Here is a 16,843-nt window from a genome sequence, read left to right as displayed (position 1 = left end):
GGCAACCTTTTGGCCAGAGCTTCTGGTTGAGGCTAACACCGCGTGGTGAGACCCTCGCACGCCAGTATGAAGCGGAGGGAGAGGATCTTTCGACCTATCACACCCGCGGAATGCGCCGGAACGAAGCACCCTACCGAGACGCTATGAACAGCCGCATTGCCTGAGGTCCGTGAACACCCGGCTCGGGCGCATGTTCGGGAGGCAACAGGTGGAGCTGAATTGGTGGATGGACGATGCCACCAGGCCACTCCGAGAATGTGGGGGTCATGGGACGTCTGGCCGAGGACCTCCGGGCAGAGTTCCCCGAGATGAAAGGGCTGTCACGGTCCAACCTCTTTTACATGCGGGGCTTCGCCTCGGCCTGGCCGGAGCCAATTGTCCAACAGGCTGTTGGACAATTGCCGTGGGGTCACATCACGGTACTGCTGGACAAACTGGACAATCGACTTGACCGGGATTGGTACGCCGGCGCCGCAGTTGAGCATGGATGGTCCCGCAACGTCCTGCTGAACATGATCATGAACCGGACCCTGGAAAGAACCGATGCGGCGCCGTCGAATTTTGTCCAACGGCTTGTTGGACCCGATTCCGAGCTGGCCCAGCAGGTCGCCAAGGACCCCTACAATTTCGAATTTCTGGGTCTCTCAGGGGAAGTTGCCGAGCGGGATCTGGAACTGGCATTGACCAGCCGGATCACTGAAACCCTGCGTGAACTCGGACCCGGATTTTCGTTCGTCGGACGGCAGGTCCACTTCGATGTCGACGGTGACGACTACTACGTCGACATGCTGTTCTTCCACATGGACCAGAACCGGTACGTGGTGATCGAACTCAAAACAGGAAAGTTCCAGCCGGAGTACGCCGGTAAACTGAACTTCTACGTCGCCCTTGTCGATGACATGCTTCGGCGCGACCATCACAACGAAACCATTGGCATCTTGATCTGCGGCACCAAGAACGACAGAAGCGTCAGGTACAGTCTGGGCCGCTCCACATCTCCTATGGCCGTCGCGGCCTACACCTACGACAAACTCCCCACAGCCGAGCAACAGGCCCTGCCCAACGAAGGCCATCTCGTCGCGGCCCTCGAATGGGCAGAACCTGACGAAGGAGAGCCGCAACCCGGCTAGGCGCCACCGCTGACCTACCAGATTCAGCAGAAGTTACTGACCAATTAGCAAACCAGAATGTCCAAAGAACTTTGGACATTTGACCTTAGCCACCATCGTCGCCGGTGCTGCCCACCACTTAACGCCGATAAGGGCCCATACGTCGTCTTACGGATGGACAGAATTACTATTGGGCCGCCAGGTCACTTGGCGGCCTGTCCGGCGGCTGGACGAATGTCGCCAGCACGCACCCAAGCGACTACGCGCGAGGTGACCGAAAGTGGGCCAACCATTCAGGATACAGTTAATCGCCGCCGTCAGCCTTGTTCAACTGCAGGAAATTCGAAGGGGTATCTCGTGAAAAGTCGACCCACTGACCGCTGAAGGCTTCTGGCTTTTTCACCGTGATACGGTGGCGTCCGTCGCCGAGAGGTGTCACATCCACCAACCGGGAGTCGCTAATTGAGGATCCTCCTACGGGACTCGTGAACTGCGTCAGCGGTTCCACGCGTAAGGCCTCCATGATGGCGTGGGCGATCCGTTCAACTGCTGCTCCCAGCAGTATCTCAACGTCGCCCATGGCATCGAGCTCAAATGCACACCACCTGGCAACATCGTCTATTGGACCTGGGCGGGACGCAGCTTCTTGGGCTACCTCTCGTCCCTTTGCTGTGATAGACAGCACATCTTCAAGGGTTCCCTGCGGATGGAGCCAGAATCCTGCATCTCGCCAGATATCTTGAAATTGGGTGAGGCGGGCCTCATGCCCTGTACCAGGAGCAACGCTAGCTGCTAGCCACGCAGCCCTTTGTTTCGGGCTGGCGGGGACACTTTGATTATTCATCTCTTCGATGAGTGGACGAAGGATGACGTGTGATCGGGGCGGCTCAGCTAGCAAGACACTCCGATACTTGGATACGACGTCCGGGCTGCGGTCCATAACCGCTTGGACTTCAGATGCTAGACATGCGTCCAAATCAGCTACCGCGCGAACATCAAGGCCAAGGGAGTGCGAGATCGCAAACCAAAGTGCCACCGCGCCGCTTCCTCCGCATTCAACCAGATCAGTCTGGGCTACCACTTCAGGGGGTTGTGTTCTCTCGAGAGAGGTAGTGAGTGCTGCAACGTCGTGGACGCCTTCCACAAGGACCGGGCGCGGTGAAAAGACCAACTGACTGATCAGTTGGGGGTTAGTTTTGAGGGAGGAGGTCACTCGTCCTTGGAGCTCGGTACCCACATGGTCGATGAGTCTCTGGCTCGGTCGATCCGCAGAAAAATACCATACGGCGCCTAGGTCCCCGGCCGTCGCCGGCTTCAACATTGTCGGCTCATGTGTAACGACTACAGCCCGTGAGTTCCTTCGCCGACACTCATTCTCGAGTTCGCTGAGCCAGAGGCGTGCCATGGCCGGATGGAGGTGGAGTTCGGGTTCGTCGACGACCAAGAGAGTCCAGTCTTCTCTGTAGGCGGCGGTCAGCAAGATCACAAGCTCGCGTAGTCCGTGCCCCTCGTCACGCAGCAGAGAGTACTCTGATCCGCCTACGCGAATGTACGGATCAAGGTACCCAGCGCTTTCTCGGAGTTCGATAACTCGCCCCAATGCCCGTCGCAGAAATGCTGCGACGCGCAGCCAGACCTCAGGCTGATCTTTTAGCGCGTAGAGGGCGCCGACGCCGCTGCCCTGAGCGGACAAACCAGCGGCCTGGCTGCGTTCGGTGTCGCCTAAAGGGACCCCCTTGTATGAATCCATCGCGGGGACCGACGTCCAGCCCCAGTTCGAAAAGCTCATCAATCCCGAAAGACGATCAGTTGACAGATACGACCCACCTAAGTGCTCGGCGACAAGCTTAGCCGTACGTGACTTACCGCTGCCGTTTCGACCGACAAAGTACGAGACAGGGTATTCCCATCCCTTAGTCTCGAAGAAGGTGTCGGACGTAGTGCCTGGAAATACATCATTGAAAGCCAGCGTCACTTCGGAGAGCGGATCGGGAGCCTGCGTCATGGCCCCATTGTTTCATCACGTCGCGACTAACAACGTATGCGGCCCAATGCTCGGGCCACCTCCAGCTAACCTTTCGCGTATGTCGGTGGTTGAATCCACCGACTCTTACCAATTTTGTGCAAAAGGGAGACCGGGCAGAGCTTCCTGAACCCTCGTCTACTCCCGTTAGTTAAACGCCGATAACGGATATTATGTCAACTAGGACTCCGCGTACGTCGTCTGATGCATCAATTCGGCTGACACTTGCCCCATAGCACGGTCCTCAATAACTACGGTCGCACACGAGAAATTGGAACATGGCGGAATAGGAATCCCTCTTTCAGCAACGCATCGACCACGTGGCCATGGTGGACTTCGAAGGCTTCAAGGGCCTCACAGACGCCCTCGGCGGAGTGGAAATCGACGTCAAGATTCCTTTCTCACCCAACTCCGGCCCCATGAAGGGCCATGTCTATGAAGCCGGCCCACAGACGTTCAATGGCGATGAAGCACTCGCCTTTGTCCGCGAACGGAAGTCCTTCAGCGACGGGGACTACCAGCGGGTGCGGAACCAGCAGGCCTACCTCAAAGCGATCATCAGCAAGACCATAGCCAGGGAGACCCTGACCAACCCGATCACGATCAACAACATGGTCTCCTCAGTGTCACCCTTCATCAGCGTGGACAAGAGCCTGGATGCGGCCGCAATCGGAAGCCTTGCCCTGGGAATGAAAGACATCCGGGCCTCCGACACCGTGATGTTCACCCTCCCGACGCTGGGAACGGGCACCTCTGCCGATGGTCAATCCATTGTTGTAGCGGACACCACCGCAATCTCTGACATCGCATCAGCGCTGGCCAAGGACCAGTTGGGCCAGTACGTGACGGCGCACGGCCTCGAAAAGGGCAACTGACCAGTCGGGATTCACCGCCGTCGACGCAAAAAGTACCATTGATTGCGCAATATGGACTTCATCAGCAGCCTTTGAATGCGCGAATATTATTATTTTCTGCGCGCAATAGACCTTCCCAGCAACCTTGCAATTCATGGCTTGAGGTAAATCACGCAGTGGGCATCTGCCGCAATTTGAGATGCATCTAAAGTCCCTTTACGATTACTTTTAAACGTCAAGTCACACCGCCTGGTGTTACGACGCATTCAACTTTGTTGCTCCGCAGGGGGCGTTGGGGGCATGGCTATGGGGGCTGGTTCGTGAATAAAACGGTTGTGTTGTGGTGCGGGGTATCACGGATCACCACAAGGAAACTCCGCGCTGACACTCTGTTCTTGAGCTGACCGCAATGACTGCCTTTGTTTCTGCCTCCCGCGACGTCGCTTTCGCTGCGGGCTCTACATGGTTGCGCACCCAAAGCATCAAGATGAGATTCCTTGATCTTGCCTGCATCGTCATAGCTGTAGGTGGAGCCCATCTGCTGCGGTTCGGCACCGAAGATGTGACCGTTGCCGGCGGAGACGCGGAGCTGTCGTACTCGGCGCTTTCCGTTGTCCTCATTCTCACGTGGACTGCCGCGTTGGAGTTCGGCGGCACGAGGGACCGCAAAGTCCTCGGCACCGGAACTGATGAGTATAAGCGGGTCGCCGTATCATCACTGTGGCTCTTCGGATGCCTGGCAGTCGTCTCCTACGTCTTCCAACTCCAGACGGCACGGGGATACGTTTCAGTAGCTCTCCCCCTTGGCGTCGTGCTGCTCCTTTTGGTCCGGTTCGCCCAACGGCGGACCCTGCACCGAAGCCGGCTTGAGGGCCGGAATCTTCACAAAGTGCTCCTGATCGGTGCGTCCAACAACGTCAATCACTTGTCAGACAAGCTGAATCAGCACATAGTGTCCGGGTACAAACCCGTTGCAGCCCTCCTCACCGAACCAGGGTCGACGGCCAGAACAAATTTGCCCGTCCTTGGCTCCTCTCCCAGCGTGGACATGGTCCTCGACTCCATCGGTGAGTCCGGAGCAGACACAGTGGCGGTCTGCGGCGGGGCACACTTGGACCCTGCCTTCCTGCGGCAGCTGGGGTGGGCACTCTCCGCCCGCGACATCGGCATGATCGTAGCCCCTGCACTCACTGACATCTCTGGTCCCAGGATCCACATGCAGCCGGTAGCGGGGCTACCACTGATCCATGTCACAACACCGAAGCTCAGTGGCATGAAGGCGTTCGCAAAACGGGCTTTGGACGTTTGCCTTTCCTCCTTGTTGCTCCTGCTGCTCTCCGTGCCGATGCTGGTGATAGCCATCCTGGTCAAACTGGACAGCCCCGGGTCTGCCTTCTTCTTCCAAGAGCGGATCGGCAAAGGCGGCCAGTCCTTCAAAATGATCAAGTTCCGCTCGATGCGCAACAATGCTGAGACCTTGCTGGAGGCTTTCCAAGCCCAAAGCCAGGACAGCGTCATCTTCTTCAAGATGAAAGACGATCCCCGGGTCACCCGTTTGGGTGCATGGATTCGGCGATACTCCATCGACGAGCTGCCACAACTCCTCAACGTGCTCAACGGAACCATGAGCCTTGTTGGCCCGCGCCCACAGGTGGCCCGCGAGGTGGAAATGTATGACTTCGCCTCCGTCAGGCGACTCTTGGTCAAGCCGGGCATGACCGGACTGTGGCAGGTGAGCGGCCGCAACGATCTTTCACTGGAAGAGTCCATCCGCCTGGATCTTTACTACGTTGAAAACTGGTCCTTGGCCCAGGACATCGTCATCCTCTTCCGGACGGCCAAGGCCGTGGTTGGGAAAGACGGAGCCTACTGACCCCGTGTTTCCATCAACGGTTGCTTCGACTCGACGTCGTCAGCCGCCAGAAGGGCGAAGAATGTCCAGATCGGCAAGAACGTCCATGACGACTGTGTGGAGACACCAAGGGCTGTGAAGACAGCCAGCATGCCCAGCAAGGATGCATTCCTGAAGTTTCGCCACAGAAGGACCAGAATAAGGAGTCCAAAGGCGATAAGAGCGACGTAGCCAAGTTCAGCCGCTACGTGGGCGTAGGCATTCTCCGCAATGGGACGCGTCTGGTCCGTGGAGTAAATCCACGGCAACTGACGGCCGCTGACATATTGATCGAAATAGGCGCCATAGCGTCCAGGACCCACTCCAAAAATGGGATTGTCGGAACTCATATCAAAGGAAATCTGGGATTTCACTCCGCGCAGGTTCAATGACGTTGTGGCGTATTGGTAGTCCGGAGCAAATTCGGTAAAACCGATCTTTGCCAACTGCCTGCCAAGGGTGGTCCTCAGGCTGTCAGAAAAAAGCAGCGCCAAAACCCCAACCAGTGCCGTCGCGATCAAGGGAACCAGCACCTTGGAAAACTTGAGGATGACTATCATCGCAATTCCAACAGCAAGTCCTGCATAAGCCGTGGTCGATTGCGAATACAGAATTGACAGGGCCGCAACCACCGCAGCCAGGTAGCTTCTGTTGTACAGGGCCACCAAAATTGCTGCCCCGGCGAAGAAGCCCAGGTGTTGCCCCTCCAGGAAGGGTCCTGAACGAAGAGTCTCCACCGTGTCATCGACGCCCAGTGTCCGGAAGCCAAGGGTGCCGATCAGTTGGGTGTTTCCGGACAGGGCTGAGGCCCACTGCATCAGGACTGCCGATCCGCAGAGCCAGATCGATGCGACGATTGCCCGCACAGTCCTTTGTCGATCCACACGCCGGAGGACAGACCAGTAGCACAGCGCCAGAAGAGCGTATCCGCTGTACAGAAGGAGATCGGTTTCGTAGCCCCTGTCATAGCCAACCGATCTGAGGCCACCGCTGCCGGGGGTGAAATTGACCAAGGCAGAGAAGACGGTCGCAATGGCAAGGACAGCCACGGCCACACTGGCGAGGTCCCGTTTTCTCCTCATGGATCTCCGGCCAAGCACATACGTGGCGATGCCCATGATCCCGAAAATTTCACTGATCTTGAGGGGGAAACCCACCGGCACGGTCAGCGCATACTGGAACGGCATGAAGACAACGCTGAGCAGCATGAAGCGCTGGAACCACGGCCCTGTGGTCGGTATCTCCCCAAGAGTCTCCGGCTTGGACCTCAGCACTGGTGGCTTTTCCGGTGAGGCGTCCGTGCCCTTCGCCGCGATGTTCGTGCTCACAGCGCCCGCACCGTAACTGATCTGATTCCGCATACAATCGCCCCTGAATTCCTTCGGCCCCCATGACCGATCATTCGCCCTGCATTCCCGCAAACTTCACTCGTTCAACACCCTCTCCTACCAGCGGAAGAGCTTCGCAATCCGCCGGAACCTGGCGCCGACGAGACTTGGTGTGGAACGTCCCGCCCGGCCGTCGGAAGCTGCCAGGACCTCAGCCTGGGGCCATACCGCACGCCTGATGAAAAGCAGGCGTTCTTCGGCTGGAAGGGAGCGGAAGATCATCCAGTAGGCCCGCCACCAGCCTTTGCTTTCCCGCCATTTCCAGTTCAGGGGAACTTCGTGATCAACCCGAAGATGGGCCGTTGGGAAGGCAAGCCGCAGGGCGGGCTCGAGGACGGCTGAAGCCTTCACGCTGTTGGCAAACTGCAGCACCTTTTCTCCCCCGAGCCTCAGCGTTTCAGCGTGCTCTCCAGCTCCCACCGCCGTTTTCCCATGCCTTGCTTCCGGCCGGAGATCGTGGAGGGCGAAGATGACTGCGTGTGCCGGGAGGTCGGGCGTCAGCATCGGTACCCCCGCGAACAGCGTGGCTTGAGAGCTTTCCCTCACCCTGCCGAAAACGGCAGCATCGTCTTCCGCGCATCCAGGAATGTGGCGATGCACGTCCAGCTCACAGCCCCACGACCCAGGTTCAAGGGCCACCGAATGGTTGAAGGAGAGCCCGGACCACTGGTCCGTCCTTCCGTTCCAACCCCATGCTTCGAGTGCGGAGCAAAGAACCTCAAGATGTGCGGGATCGGCCCAAACATCCACGTCACCGGAATGCTCCCTTTCCCGCAAACCTTGGCGGTGGAGCATTGGCCCCTTAATGGATATGGCGTCAACTCCATGGTCGCGGGCCACGCTGGCAACCAACGCGTAGACCATCTCATGGACGGGCGAGGACATCCACGGCACCCTGAGTTCGAGTATCCGTGCCGGATGTGACGGGTCCTCGGATGCGATGCCCGCCGCCGCGAACTCCCGGACCAAGGCCTGCTCAGCATCATCGAGGCCAGTGTCAGGCACCGGACCATCCATAAGCTTCCGCCAGAGGACGGCCGGCACGTCGGCCAAACCTATGGGTTCCGACGGCATTGTTGGCAAAAGCATCAGTTCAACGTCCGTCTGATTCTCGTGCCAGCCACGGAGGTCCAGTGCGCCATAGGCGATTGCTACCCAGCTCGTCATTCGCCGCCCTCCCCTGGGACCGTGTGAACGGCGTGGAACAGCTCGAGATTCCCGCACGCATCTGTAATTTTCAGTCCTGATAAATCTACCGCAATTAAAACTGCCGGATTAATCAGGACGCTTACAGTAAACAATCCGCACAAACCCGAATATGCCCGGGCATCGGTTATCCTTGACTTTGGTCGAACACCAGACGGGCTCCGTTGTTGGTACCTCCCTCACATCAGATTTAGGGTGAGGCACTGCCGCGGGCCGGGAGTCTACATCTGATGCGCCGATGAATGGGGGAGCGTGGCAATCTTGGAATTTTGGCATGGGCTTTATTACCAGCCGTGCAATGGACAAATCGACTCGGCGTTCACGCAAGCAGGTGCCGGTTGGTAGCCGCTGATTCCAGTCGGATTCTTCATGTGGTTGACCGCATCGATGGCGGGGTGCCAAAAGCTGTCCGGAGCTACATTGAAAACAGCCCCAAGGAGTTCATCCACCTGGTTTTGTCGCCTTTTCAGAAAGGGCAGCCCGCCCCTGTGTGGCAGGGCTTGGCCGTTGAGCACCACGATCTGGGGCCAGGGCTCTTCAAACGCATTGCCACGGTTGGTACCACCGTCGACCTGCTGATGCCCCAGGTGGTCCACGCGCACTCCAGCTTCCCCGGCCTCTACACCCGCGCGCGGCGCATAGCGGCACCGGTGGTCTACGAACCTCACTGCTTCAAGCATGACGACCCAAACACTTCTCCAGTGAAGCGGGCACTCTTTCGAGGTGCCGAGAGATTCCTCGCACCAAGGACCTGGAAATTCGGGACACTGTCTTCCCACGAAGAGAACCTGGTGCGTGCGCTTAGCCCGTCAGCTACCTGCGTCCCCATCCCAAACCTGCCCACAGTCGCCTCCCGCTCAGCCGGGCATGGGCCCCTGACCAGTCAGGCCGTACCGGTGATCTCCATGGTGGGAAGAATCGCCCGGCAGAAGGACCCTGTGTTCTTCAGCGATGTTGCCGCTGCTCTGCGGAGCAAGGTGCCAGCCGTGCGCTTTCAGTGGATTGGGGATGGCGATCCGGAACTGCGAAGAGGCCTTGAACAGGCCGGAATCCAAGTCACCGGCTGGCTCGACAACCACGGAGTGGCCGAATCCCTCGCTTCCAGCAGCGTCTACGTTCATTCCGCCGCGTATGAAGGCTTCCCCCTCAGCATCCTCGATGCCGCTGCCCAGGGCGTTCCCATTGCTGCCCGCAGCATCAGCGCCCTCGGAGACTCCGGCTTGCTGCAAGCAGATGATGCCGACGGAGTGGCCGGTCTTGTCGCCGCCATCCTCAGCGATGCCGGGACAAGAGAGCTTGCGCTGGCGGCGAACCGTTCCCTGCTGGCCCGCATGAATCGTTCGACCCTGCACACTGCTCTTCGTGACCTCTATGACCTGAAAGGGCCTGATCGTTGAACCGACTCAAGCAAGTGTCGTTCCCGTCCCGGATTCTCTCCCGCCACGTTGGCGGAAACACCACCTATGCACGGGAGATCGCCAAAGGCCTTGAGCTGAGGGGCGTCGAGATCAGCCAACTTCGCTCATCGAAACGTGCGGCACTCACCGCCCTCATGGAGACATGGCAAGGTCTTACGGTGCCCGCGAAACCTGGCTTTGTATTGCACTACAGCGCTGACACTGGCCCGCTGCTGCCCACCCGCGCTCCCTCGGTGGTGACCGTGCACGGTGTTGCGAGCCGCTGGATCACCACGGCGAGATCGGCCCGGCAGGAAATGATCTGGCGAACCCGGGTCCAGCGGGCCATTCAATCAACGGATGCGGTCATCACTGTCTCCAAGTCCAGTGCAGACGATGTTTCCGAGGTGTTCGGCATGGACCCGGCCCTTATTACGACGATTCCCCACGGCATCGACACTGAATACTTTGCGCAGCCACGGGCTCTTAGCGACCGGCTTCAGCACCTTCGCTCCACTCCCTACGTGCTTTACCTCGGAAACATTGAACCCCGGAAAAACCTGATTGAACTTGTACGTGCGTTCTCGCTGCCCCAACTTAAGGATCTTGGCGCAAAATTGGTGATCGCGGGAAAACCCGCGTGGAACGCGGCTGAGACCATGACCGCGATTGAGTCTGCTGGAATCGAGCATCTGGGTTTCGTTGATGACGACGAGCGGGTGGCACTCATGCAGCATGCAGCCCTCTTCGCCTTCCCCAGCCTTTACGAGGGCTTCGGATTTCCCGTTCTCGAAGCCATGGCCTCCGGAACTCCCGTCATTTGTTCGGACCGCGGCTCCCTCAAGGAGGTGGCAGGTCCGGCCTTCCTGTTCGAAGACACCGATGCCGACTCAATCGCCCGTGGCATTGCAGGGGCTCTCGGCAGTTCCGCAGGAACCGGGCACTCACGGGATGCCGGCTTCGCTTGGGCGAAACGCTTCAGTTGGGATGCCAGCGTGGACGCGCATACCGAGGTCTACGAGCAGGTGTTGCAGCGATGAAAGTCCTCATTCTCCATGGCTACAGTGCTGACAACATCGGCGACGGCATGCTGGTCACCGAAGCAATCGAACTCCTCACCGCGACCTTCCCGGCCGAGGCCATCGATCTCACACTGTTCGCTTCCGATCCTGGGAGTTTTGATCTCCCTGGCGTCTCACTGCGTCGAAGCAAGCCGTCCCTCCGCGGCTATGACCGTGACTACCTCGCGACCCTGCGGAATCTCGACAGCTTCGACCTCATTGTGGGCGTTGGCGGTGGGTACCTGCGCGGCGGAAACTGCGTTGAGCTGGCCAAAGCGCTTCTGGTCCATGGTGTCCAGTTGCGGGCAGCCAGCCGGCATGGAGCAAAAGTTGTCTATCTTCCCCAAAGCATCGGTCCCCTGAGGCTGGGCAGTGCCCCTCGGTTCAGGCGGCACCTGGGCCGGCTCAGCCGGGTCTGGGCCCGCGATGACCGCACGGTCCAGGAGCTTGGGCTGACGTCTGTCGTCCGACGCGTGCCGGACATGGCAGTCCTCCGCGTTCCGGCCCGGACCACACAGCCAGTGGAAGCCACTCCTGTGTACTCGGTACGAAACCTTCGTGGTGGCCTCCCTGCTCCCATCATCGAGCTGGCGGGCTTGGTGGGGTCCTTCGACGGTTACGTACAGAGTCAAACCGGTGGAAATCAGGACCTCTCCCCCATGCAGAGCCTCAACCCGCGGCGGATCCTCAGCCGCGGGGATTTCCTGAATGGCGCTTCCGCCAAACGGGTGGTGGTTGCCGTGCGCTTGCACGCTGCCCTCATGGCCTTGCAGGCGGGCCACTATGTTATTCATCTGTCGTACGAGCGAAAAGGCTTTGCTGCGTTCGAGGATCTGGGCCTCAAAGAGTACGTCCACAACGCGTTCAGTTTTGATCCGGAGACGGTTCACGCCCACATTGACCGTCTCCTGAACAGTGAGACGGCCCGCGAAGAATACGACGCTGCGGTCAACCGTTCTGCCGCAAGAACGGACGAGGCCTACGAGGCACTGGGGGCAAGCCTTCGGGACGCGGTCTTGGGCGTCACGGCATGACCACTGCTACGGTCACCCGGAGCAACGTGCTCCAACCGCTGGTCATGGTGGCCTCAGGAGCTGTTACGGCCATCGTCCCAGCGGCATTCCAGGCCGTTGCAGCCCGGCTTTTCGCCCTTGAAGGCCAGGCCCAGATAGCACTTGTCCTAAGCATCGGCGCCTTTTGCGCCGGTGTGATCGCCGCGGGTCTGCTCGAGCCACGAATGGCCGATTCCCGTTTGGCCGACAAGACGTACATCCCGGCCTGGGCCACAGCGTTGGGCGTTGCGGGAACACTGGCAATGGTCATTTTCCCCAGCTCAATTGCGGTCCTGGCGTTTGGCCTGCCCTGCGCCATGGTGGCCCTCCAGATAGGGCGAATGCATGCTGCCTATACGGCTGGGTGGAAGATGGAGGCCTTGACTGCTGCCGCGTTGGTCCTGGGTGCGGGCACTTCCTTGGTCCTTGCACAACAAAATTCACCGTGGGCGGTCTCTGTTTTAGCCGCATCCATGGCAGCGGCCATCGTGATCAGGGCCCTGAGGACCCCCTATAAAGCGTCGGGGCGCCCACGTTTGGCCCCAACCGCCTGGATCACCCTTGAAACTGCCATGGTGGCCCTGGTCCCGTTGGGCATTGTGGCCACGGTGTACCTGCTTCAACGGGATGAGGAAGCTGTTGCCCTCAAGGCGACCATCACGGTCCTCGGAGCACTCCAGCCCATCCTCGGGTACATGCGGACGCGGCTGCTCGGAGCGGAATCGAGAAGCCTGACGCTGGGCATGTCCGCCCTCAGCGTCCTGGCCATTGCGCTCATCCTGGTCCTGGAGGTTCTTGGCGTGTTCCAGGCCCTGTTCGGCTCTGCCTGGAACGTGGTGACTCTCGGTGCTCTGTCACTGGCGTGTCTTTGGAAACTGGTCAGCATCCCCGGCACCCTTCCCTTCACCTACCTGCGTCGCGCAGGGATGGTGGGCCAGGTTTTCTGGATCAGGATTGTGTCGTCGTTGTTGTATCTCGCAGTCAGCGTGGCCTTGATCCTCTGGAGCGATTCACTGGCGGTGCTTTTCCTGGGACTCACCATTGTGGAATCGGTGACAGGTGTATTGCTGTACGCGAGATACCGTTCGGTCTCCAAGGCGCTGCAGCAGGCCTGACACGTCGGTCCGGTTGGCAGACGTAGGGTCAGGAATCCAAGGCTCCCCACTTATCGAAGGGGAAGACGAGCCAATCCACACGGCCCGTAATGTCCCCCCGGTGAACAGTTCTGACGCAGTCGGGAGGGGCCGCGGGGTTTCTGCATGCTGAGACGGAATCTTCCGAAACAGAGCGGTGATCCCCCAGCAGCAAATACTGCCCCTCACTGAGGATAAGTGGCGCAAAGCAGCGCGGTGACTCTACCGCCGTCGAGCAGTCAAGAGATCCCGCGTGGAGGGGGAAATCCTGATGAATGTACGGTTCACTGATGGCAACCCCGTTGACCTTGACCGCACCAGCGGCATCACAGCATTCAACGGTGTCACCGGGCACCCCGATGATCCGCTTGACCAAGTACTCGGTGTTGCCAGGGCCAATGCCGGTCAGTTCACCAAACCAGCCCACGCTGGTGCGCAGGAAGCTGCGGTCAGGCGCGGGCCCCCAGCCCGGCGGTTTGCGGAAGACAACCACGTCCCCGCGTTCAGGCACTGAAGCGAAGTACGCAGTCCGGTTTACCAGCACGCGGTCGCCGACGTTGAGGGTCTGCTCCATGGAGCCGGTGGGCACGTGATGGATCTTCACCAGGAAGCCTTGGACGAGTGCCACGAGGATCAAGGCCAGCAGCGCATGGCTCCACGGCGAACGAAGCAATCGACGACGCCGGCTGGCAGCTTTCGCAGTATCGGGACCCATTGTTATGGGGCCGGGGAGCGAACGAGCAGGCCGGCATCCGCGAGAGTTGAAAGAATCCCCACCACTGCTTGTTCGAGCTTCTGCTCAGGTGGAGCACCAAACTGGCGCTCCACCTCCCGTGCAAGCGAAGCAAAATCACGGCCCTCACAGAGCGACTTCCAGACCAGCGGCCCCACTCCATCAAGGACGTGGACAGTTCGGTTGGCGTCCAGGACGGCGGTCAGCCCACCGGCTTCCACGGCGTCCAGCACCGGGGCAGGTAGATATGACTCCGGCGCCAGGGGACTCACCACGCCCGTGGTTTCCCCTGTGGGCAGGACGGCCTCCCACGCCTCAGGCGGCTCCCACGCCATCAGCTCAGGGATGAGGGGCAGGACCTCAAAGGCCTCACTGTAGGTGACCCGCCGAAGCGCGCCGCAACGATCGACGTGCGATGCAATGGTTTGGAGCGGTTTGTCCATGTCGGCCAGATAGCTGATCTCCGGGACGATCTCGACCAGGGCTTCGCATAACCCCAACGTCTCAATCCGGGGCGCACCGGAATAACCATCGCGCCGGGAAACCAGCACCAGCCCGGCAAGGGCAAGGGACGCAGCGGGCAGCTCACCAAGACCCAGGACAGAAGGGGCCAGTTGCTTTTTGTACGCCTCGCCGGGCTGGATGACGGACAGAGGTTTCCGGTAGGGATGCACTGTACCGTCGGCCTCGATGCCTACGGTTTCATCGGTGACGTAGCCATATTTGGCACCGAGGTGCCGGGCCAAGGTGGTCTTGCCCCTCCCGGACGGACCAATGAACGCCAGCACCTGACCGGAGGGGTGCGCGATTCCGGCGGCGTGCAGCATCAGCAGGCGGCCGCGTTGTGCCTCGATAGCTGCCAATGTTGTGTGGGTGGAAAGCTCCGCTACGGAACCTGGGAGCCCGTCGTCGTCCGGGAAAGCCCAGAGAAGCTCGGCGACAATATCCTTAACAACCGGGATCGCTTCCTGTTCAGGCATGGCATCGGACCAGGGCCTGTGGAGTTTTTCGAAGCGCGCTTCATCAAACTGTTGTCTCGAAAAATCGAATCGAATCCTGACTAAACCGCCCAGCGCATTGACCAGGATCTCATCAGTCTGCATTTCCTCCACCTAAGATCAGCCGGCCATACCAACCGAAAAGGGATTACCGTTGGAGGCCTTCAAATACCCTAATCCGCATTCCCGGAACGCACGAAAACGCGCCAGCCCTTCTGACTGACGCGCATTCGCCTGAAATGTTCTTCGAAAAGGCCCTAGAGGAGACCCGCACCGACGGGAACGGAGATTTCGCTCGTGGCAGTAAGGGTGCGGCCACCAATAACCACGGTGACCGTGACGGGGAATGTTGCCAAAGCGCTGATACCAATTCCAGTGCTGACACCCGCAAGGCCGAAGACGATGGGAAGGTTCAGCGTGCCATTGCTGGCGACGGTGACGGGAACGTTGTTGGTCCACGTCGTAGCCGGGAAGCCGTACTGTCCAATAATGGGGGCCGACTGGTAGACGGCAGTGCGCTGTCCGGCGGTAGTGAGGGTGCCGTCGAAGGAGTACACGCCAAAGCCGCGAGCCCGGCCAACGCTGATGTTGATGCCGGCAGGGCGGGCAACAGACACTGTCACCGCGGCAGTCTCCGTCACGGCACCCGGACCGTTGGTGAAGGTCAGGGTGGTGGGAACGGTGACCAGGGCCGTGGCCGTGAGCGTTCCGCCGCCGTCCAGCAGGGCGAGGGAAAGGAGCGAAGTCGAGGAGGCCGTAAAGGCAAGGCTCAAAGTGTTCACGGACGCTACGGCAGCCGGGGCGGCGACGGCGGCAGCAATGACCGGCACGGACCAGGCGGCACCCTTGACTACGGCGCGGCGGGAGTGCGGCTTGGAAACGGTGACTTCGTCGCTCATTGTTCTTCTCTCAACTCGGAATGAAAACCATCGGTTGGAATCCAGCACATGCCGAGTTCCCCCATCAGGGATAGACATTACCCACGTGTTTTTGCCGGAAAGTCCAGATCTGGCCCTCGCCCGAAGTTTTGTCGCTCAACGGTTCAAGGTCTGCGCGGAACGTCCTCTGTGCCCGCCACAAACGTGAATCTTCACGGCTGGGAAGCGTCAACGCCCCGGCGTTCCCTGAGATCCCGCGGCCCGCAACCATACAGCTCATCCAACGCCCTGCGCAGGGCGGCCGTTGTACCGAATCCGGTCTGCTCGGCAATTTGTTGGACGCTGAGGACGTCATAGCGGGCATCCGTGAGCAGCGTTCGTGCCAACCTGCCACGCTGCCTGCGAATCTCCGCGGCAATGGAGTTTCCCACCTCCGCGAACGCGGCCTGCACCCGCCGCAATGACGACTGGACAGCCTTGGCCACGGCCTCGGGATTAAGCTCCCGGTCAGCGCATCGCTGGGCAATTACCGCCATGGCCTGGTCCCTAAGCACCGACGTCAAGGACGTGGAATCCCAGGAAACTCCACAGTGATCCAGCAGGAGGCTGCCCGTCAGTTCAAGCAGGATCTGCTCGGTGGCGTACAGCTCAATGGCAGAACCGTGCCGGGCAGGCTGATTCAGGATGGCCCCGATGAAGGCCTCAGCAGCAGCATCGAGCCGGGAGCGGACGGGGGTGACGGTTACGCTGTCCAGTGCATGGGGGACGAAAGTCTCCGCCGCGCTTCTCTGGATCCGGATCCGTTTAGCGTCCGCGTCCCCGACGAATGGCGAGGGCAGGCCCCTGCCGCCAGGGACAACAACAACCGATTCGCCGCCCGGGAGGTGCGTCCCTGAGTGGGGATCCCGGATAAGGCCGGACGCGACGAAATAAATGTCCACGGTGTCGTCATGTCCCGTGGCATCGGGGGCAGTGAAATCGCCCGAAAGTGAGCTAATGGTCAGCTCACCAAAAACGCATTCGGCATGCCTCTGAAGACCGTGTTGATCCTGCGCGAAGTACACCGCTCCCATTTGGAGAAAGTCAGTATCCTGCATTTGTCATAAACCCCCCATCCCAC

General features: G+C 59.8%; 12 protein-coding genes and 2 pseudogenes. 7 read left to right on the top strand and 7 right to left on the bottom strand.

Annotation, left to right across the window (positions count from 1 at the left end; all coding sequences use genetic code 11):
• Window positions 1-260: 260 nt before the first annotated feature.
• Window positions 261-1,130: pseudogene (locus ABQM86_RS00685) on the top strand (YhcG family protein); the annotation flags it as partial.
• Between the two features lie 283 nt (window positions 1,131-1,413).
• Here ABQM86_RS00685 and ABQM86_RS00680 read toward each other — a convergent pair.
• A complete protein-coding gene (locus ABQM86_RS00680; RefSeq protein ID WP_369745691.1) occupies window positions 1,414-3,114 on the bottom strand; it encodes an AAA family ATPase in 1,701 nt (566 codons plus the stop codon).
• 320 nt (window positions 3,115-3,434) lie between these two features.
• Here ABQM86_RS00680 and ABQM86_RS00675 point away from each other — a divergent pair.
• Window positions 3,435-4,007: pseudogene (locus tag ABQM86_RS00675) on the top strand (LCP family protein); the annotation flags it as partial.
• 388 nt (window positions 4,008-4,395) lie between these two features.
• Complete coding sequence (locus tag ABQM86_RS00670) at window positions 4,396-5,859, top strand: sugar transferase (protein ID WP_369745690.1); 1,464 nt, start codon at window positions 4,396-4,398, stop codon at window positions 5,857-5,859.
• On the opposite strand, the gene ABQM86_RS00665 is transcribed toward ABQM86_RS00670, so the two are convergent.
• On the bottom strand, window positions 5,853-7,238 hold the full coding sequence (locus ABQM86_RS00665; protein WP_369744947.1) for an O-antigen ligase family protein: 1,386 nt from the start codon (window positions 7,236-7,238) through the stop codon (window positions 5,853-5,855). The genes ABQM86_RS00670 and ABQM86_RS00665 overlap by 7 nt on opposite strands.
• Before the next feature lie 84 nt (window positions 7,239-7,322).
• Window positions 7,323-8,432: a hypothetical protein gene (locus tag ABQM86_RS00660; protein ID WP_280623401.1), complete on the bottom strand. Its 1,110-nt coding sequence runs from the start codon at window positions 8,430-8,432 to the stop codon at window positions 7,323-7,325.
• A gap of 410 nt (window positions 8,433-8,842) precedes the next feature.
• Here ABQM86_RS00660 and ABQM86_RS00655 point away from each other — a divergent pair, with 410 nt between their 5' ends.
• Genes ABQM86_RS00655 through ABQM86_RS00640 form a run of 4 tightly spaced genes read left to right on the top strand, consistent with a single transcriptional unit; the run spans window position 8,843 to window position 13,096 of the window.
• The gene (locus ABQM86_RS00655) at window positions 8,843-9,868 is read left to right on the top strand and encodes a glycosyltransferase (protein ID WP_369744948.1); all 1,026 of its coding nucleotides are present in this window, start codon (window positions 8,843-8,845) and stop codon (window positions 9,866-9,868) included.
• Window positions 9,865-10,908 carry a glycosyltransferase family 1 protein gene (locus tag ABQM86_RS00650; RefSeq protein WP_280623403.1) on the top strand — a complete coding sequence of 348 codons (1,044 nt, stop codon included), beginning with the start codon at window positions 9,865-9,867 and terminating at the stop codon, window positions 10,906-10,908. Before ABQM86_RS00655 ends, ABQM86_RS00650 begins: the two co-directional genes overlap by 4 nt.
• Window positions 10,905-11,963, top strand: coding sequence for a polysaccharide pyruvyl transferase family protein (locus ABQM86_RS00645; protein WP_369745689.1), 1,059 nt, complete (start codon window positions 10,905-10,907; stop codon window positions 11,961-11,963). The genes ABQM86_RS00650 and ABQM86_RS00645 overlap by 4 nt, the downstream gene beginning before the upstream one ends.
• The gene (locus ABQM86_RS00640; RefSeq protein WP_369744952.1) at window positions 11,960-13,096 is read left to right on the top strand and encodes a hypothetical protein; all 1,137 of its coding nucleotides are present in this window, start codon (window positions 11,960-11,962) and stop codon (window positions 13,094-13,096) included. Before ABQM86_RS00645 ends, ABQM86_RS00640 begins: the two co-directional genes overlap by 4 nt.
• 28 nt (window positions 13,097-13,124) lie before the next feature.
• Here the strand turns inward: ABQM86_RS00640 and lepB are convergent, their stop codons facing one another.
• The 4 genes from lepB to ABQM86_RS00620 all read right to left on the bottom strand — a co-directional run bounded on the left by lepB (window position 13,125) and on the right by ABQM86_RS00620 (window position 16,820).
• Window positions 13,125-13,829: a signal peptidase I gene (gene lepB / locus ABQM86_RS00635; RefSeq protein WP_369744953.1), complete on the bottom strand. Its 705-nt coding sequence runs from the start codon at window positions 13,827-13,829 to the stop codon at window positions 13,125-13,127.
• Between the two features lie 2 nt (window positions 13,830-13,831).
• On the bottom strand, window positions 13,832-14,950 hold the full coding sequence (locus tag ABQM86_RS00630; protein WP_369745688.1) for a PqqD family peptide modification chaperone: 1,119 nt from the start codon (window positions 14,948-14,950) through the stop codon (window positions 13,832-13,834).
• Between the two features lie 152 nt (window positions 14,951-15,102).
• A complete protein-coding gene (locus ABQM86_RS00625) occupies window positions 15,103-15,744 on the bottom strand; it encodes a hypothetical protein (protein WP_280623408.1) in 642 nt (213 codons plus the stop codon).
• 191 nt (window positions 15,745-15,935) lie between these two features.
• On the bottom strand, window positions 15,936-16,820 hold the full coding sequence (locus ABQM86_RS00620; protein ID WP_369744957.1) for a helix-turn-helix domain-containing protein: 885 nt from the start codon (window positions 16,818-16,820) through the stop codon (window positions 15,936-15,938).
• Window positions 16,821-16,843 lie beyond the last annotated feature (23 nt).

This window comes from Paenarthrobacter sp. AMU7 (assembly GCF_041200195.1).
Lineage (GTDB): Bacteria > Actinomycetota > Actinomycetes > Actinomycetales > Micrococcaceae > Arthrobacter.
This window is presented reverse-complemented; position numbering and strand designations above follow the sequence as displayed.

Coding starts and splice junctions, on each gene's coding strand:
- ABQM86_RS00680 (WP_369745691.1), bottom strand. CDS start 3,114: ATGACGCAGGCTCCCGATCCGCTCTCCGAAGTGACGCTGGCTTTCAAT.
- ABQM86_RS00670 (WP_369745690.1), top strand. CDS start 4,396: ATGACTGCCTTTGTTTCTGCCTCCCGCGACGTCGCTTTCGCTGCGGGC.
- ABQM86_RS00665 (WP_369744947.1), bottom strand. CDS start 7,238: ATGCGGAATCAGATCAGTTACGGTGCGGGCGCTGTGAGCACGAACATC.
- ABQM86_RS00660 (WP_280623401.1), bottom strand. CDS start 8,432: ATGACGAGCTGGGTAGCAATCGCCTATGGCGCACTGGACCTCCGTGGC.
- ABQM86_RS00645 (WP_369745689.1), top strand. CDS start 10,905: ATGAAAGTCCTCATTCTCCATGGCTACAGTGCTGACAACATCGGCGAC.
- ABQM86_RS00640 (WP_369744952.1), top strand. CDS start 11,960: ATGACCACTGCTACGGTCACCCGGAGCAACGTGCTCCAACCGCTGGTC.
- lepB (WP_369744953.1), bottom strand. CDS start 13,829: ATGGGTCCCGATACTGCGAAAGCTGCCAGCCGGCGTCGTCGATTGCTT.
- ABQM86_RS00630 (WP_369745688.1), bottom strand. CDS start 14,950: ATGCAGACTGATGAGATCCTGGTCAATGCGCTGGGCGGTTTAGTCAGG.
- ABQM86_RS00625 (WP_280623408.1), bottom strand. CDS start 15,744: ATGAGCGACGAAGTCACCGTTTCCAAGCCGCACTCCCGCCGCGCCGTA.
- ABQM86_RS00620 (WP_369744957.1), bottom strand. CDS start 16,820: ATGCAGGATACTGACTTTCTCCAAATGGGAGCGGTGTACTTCGCGCAG.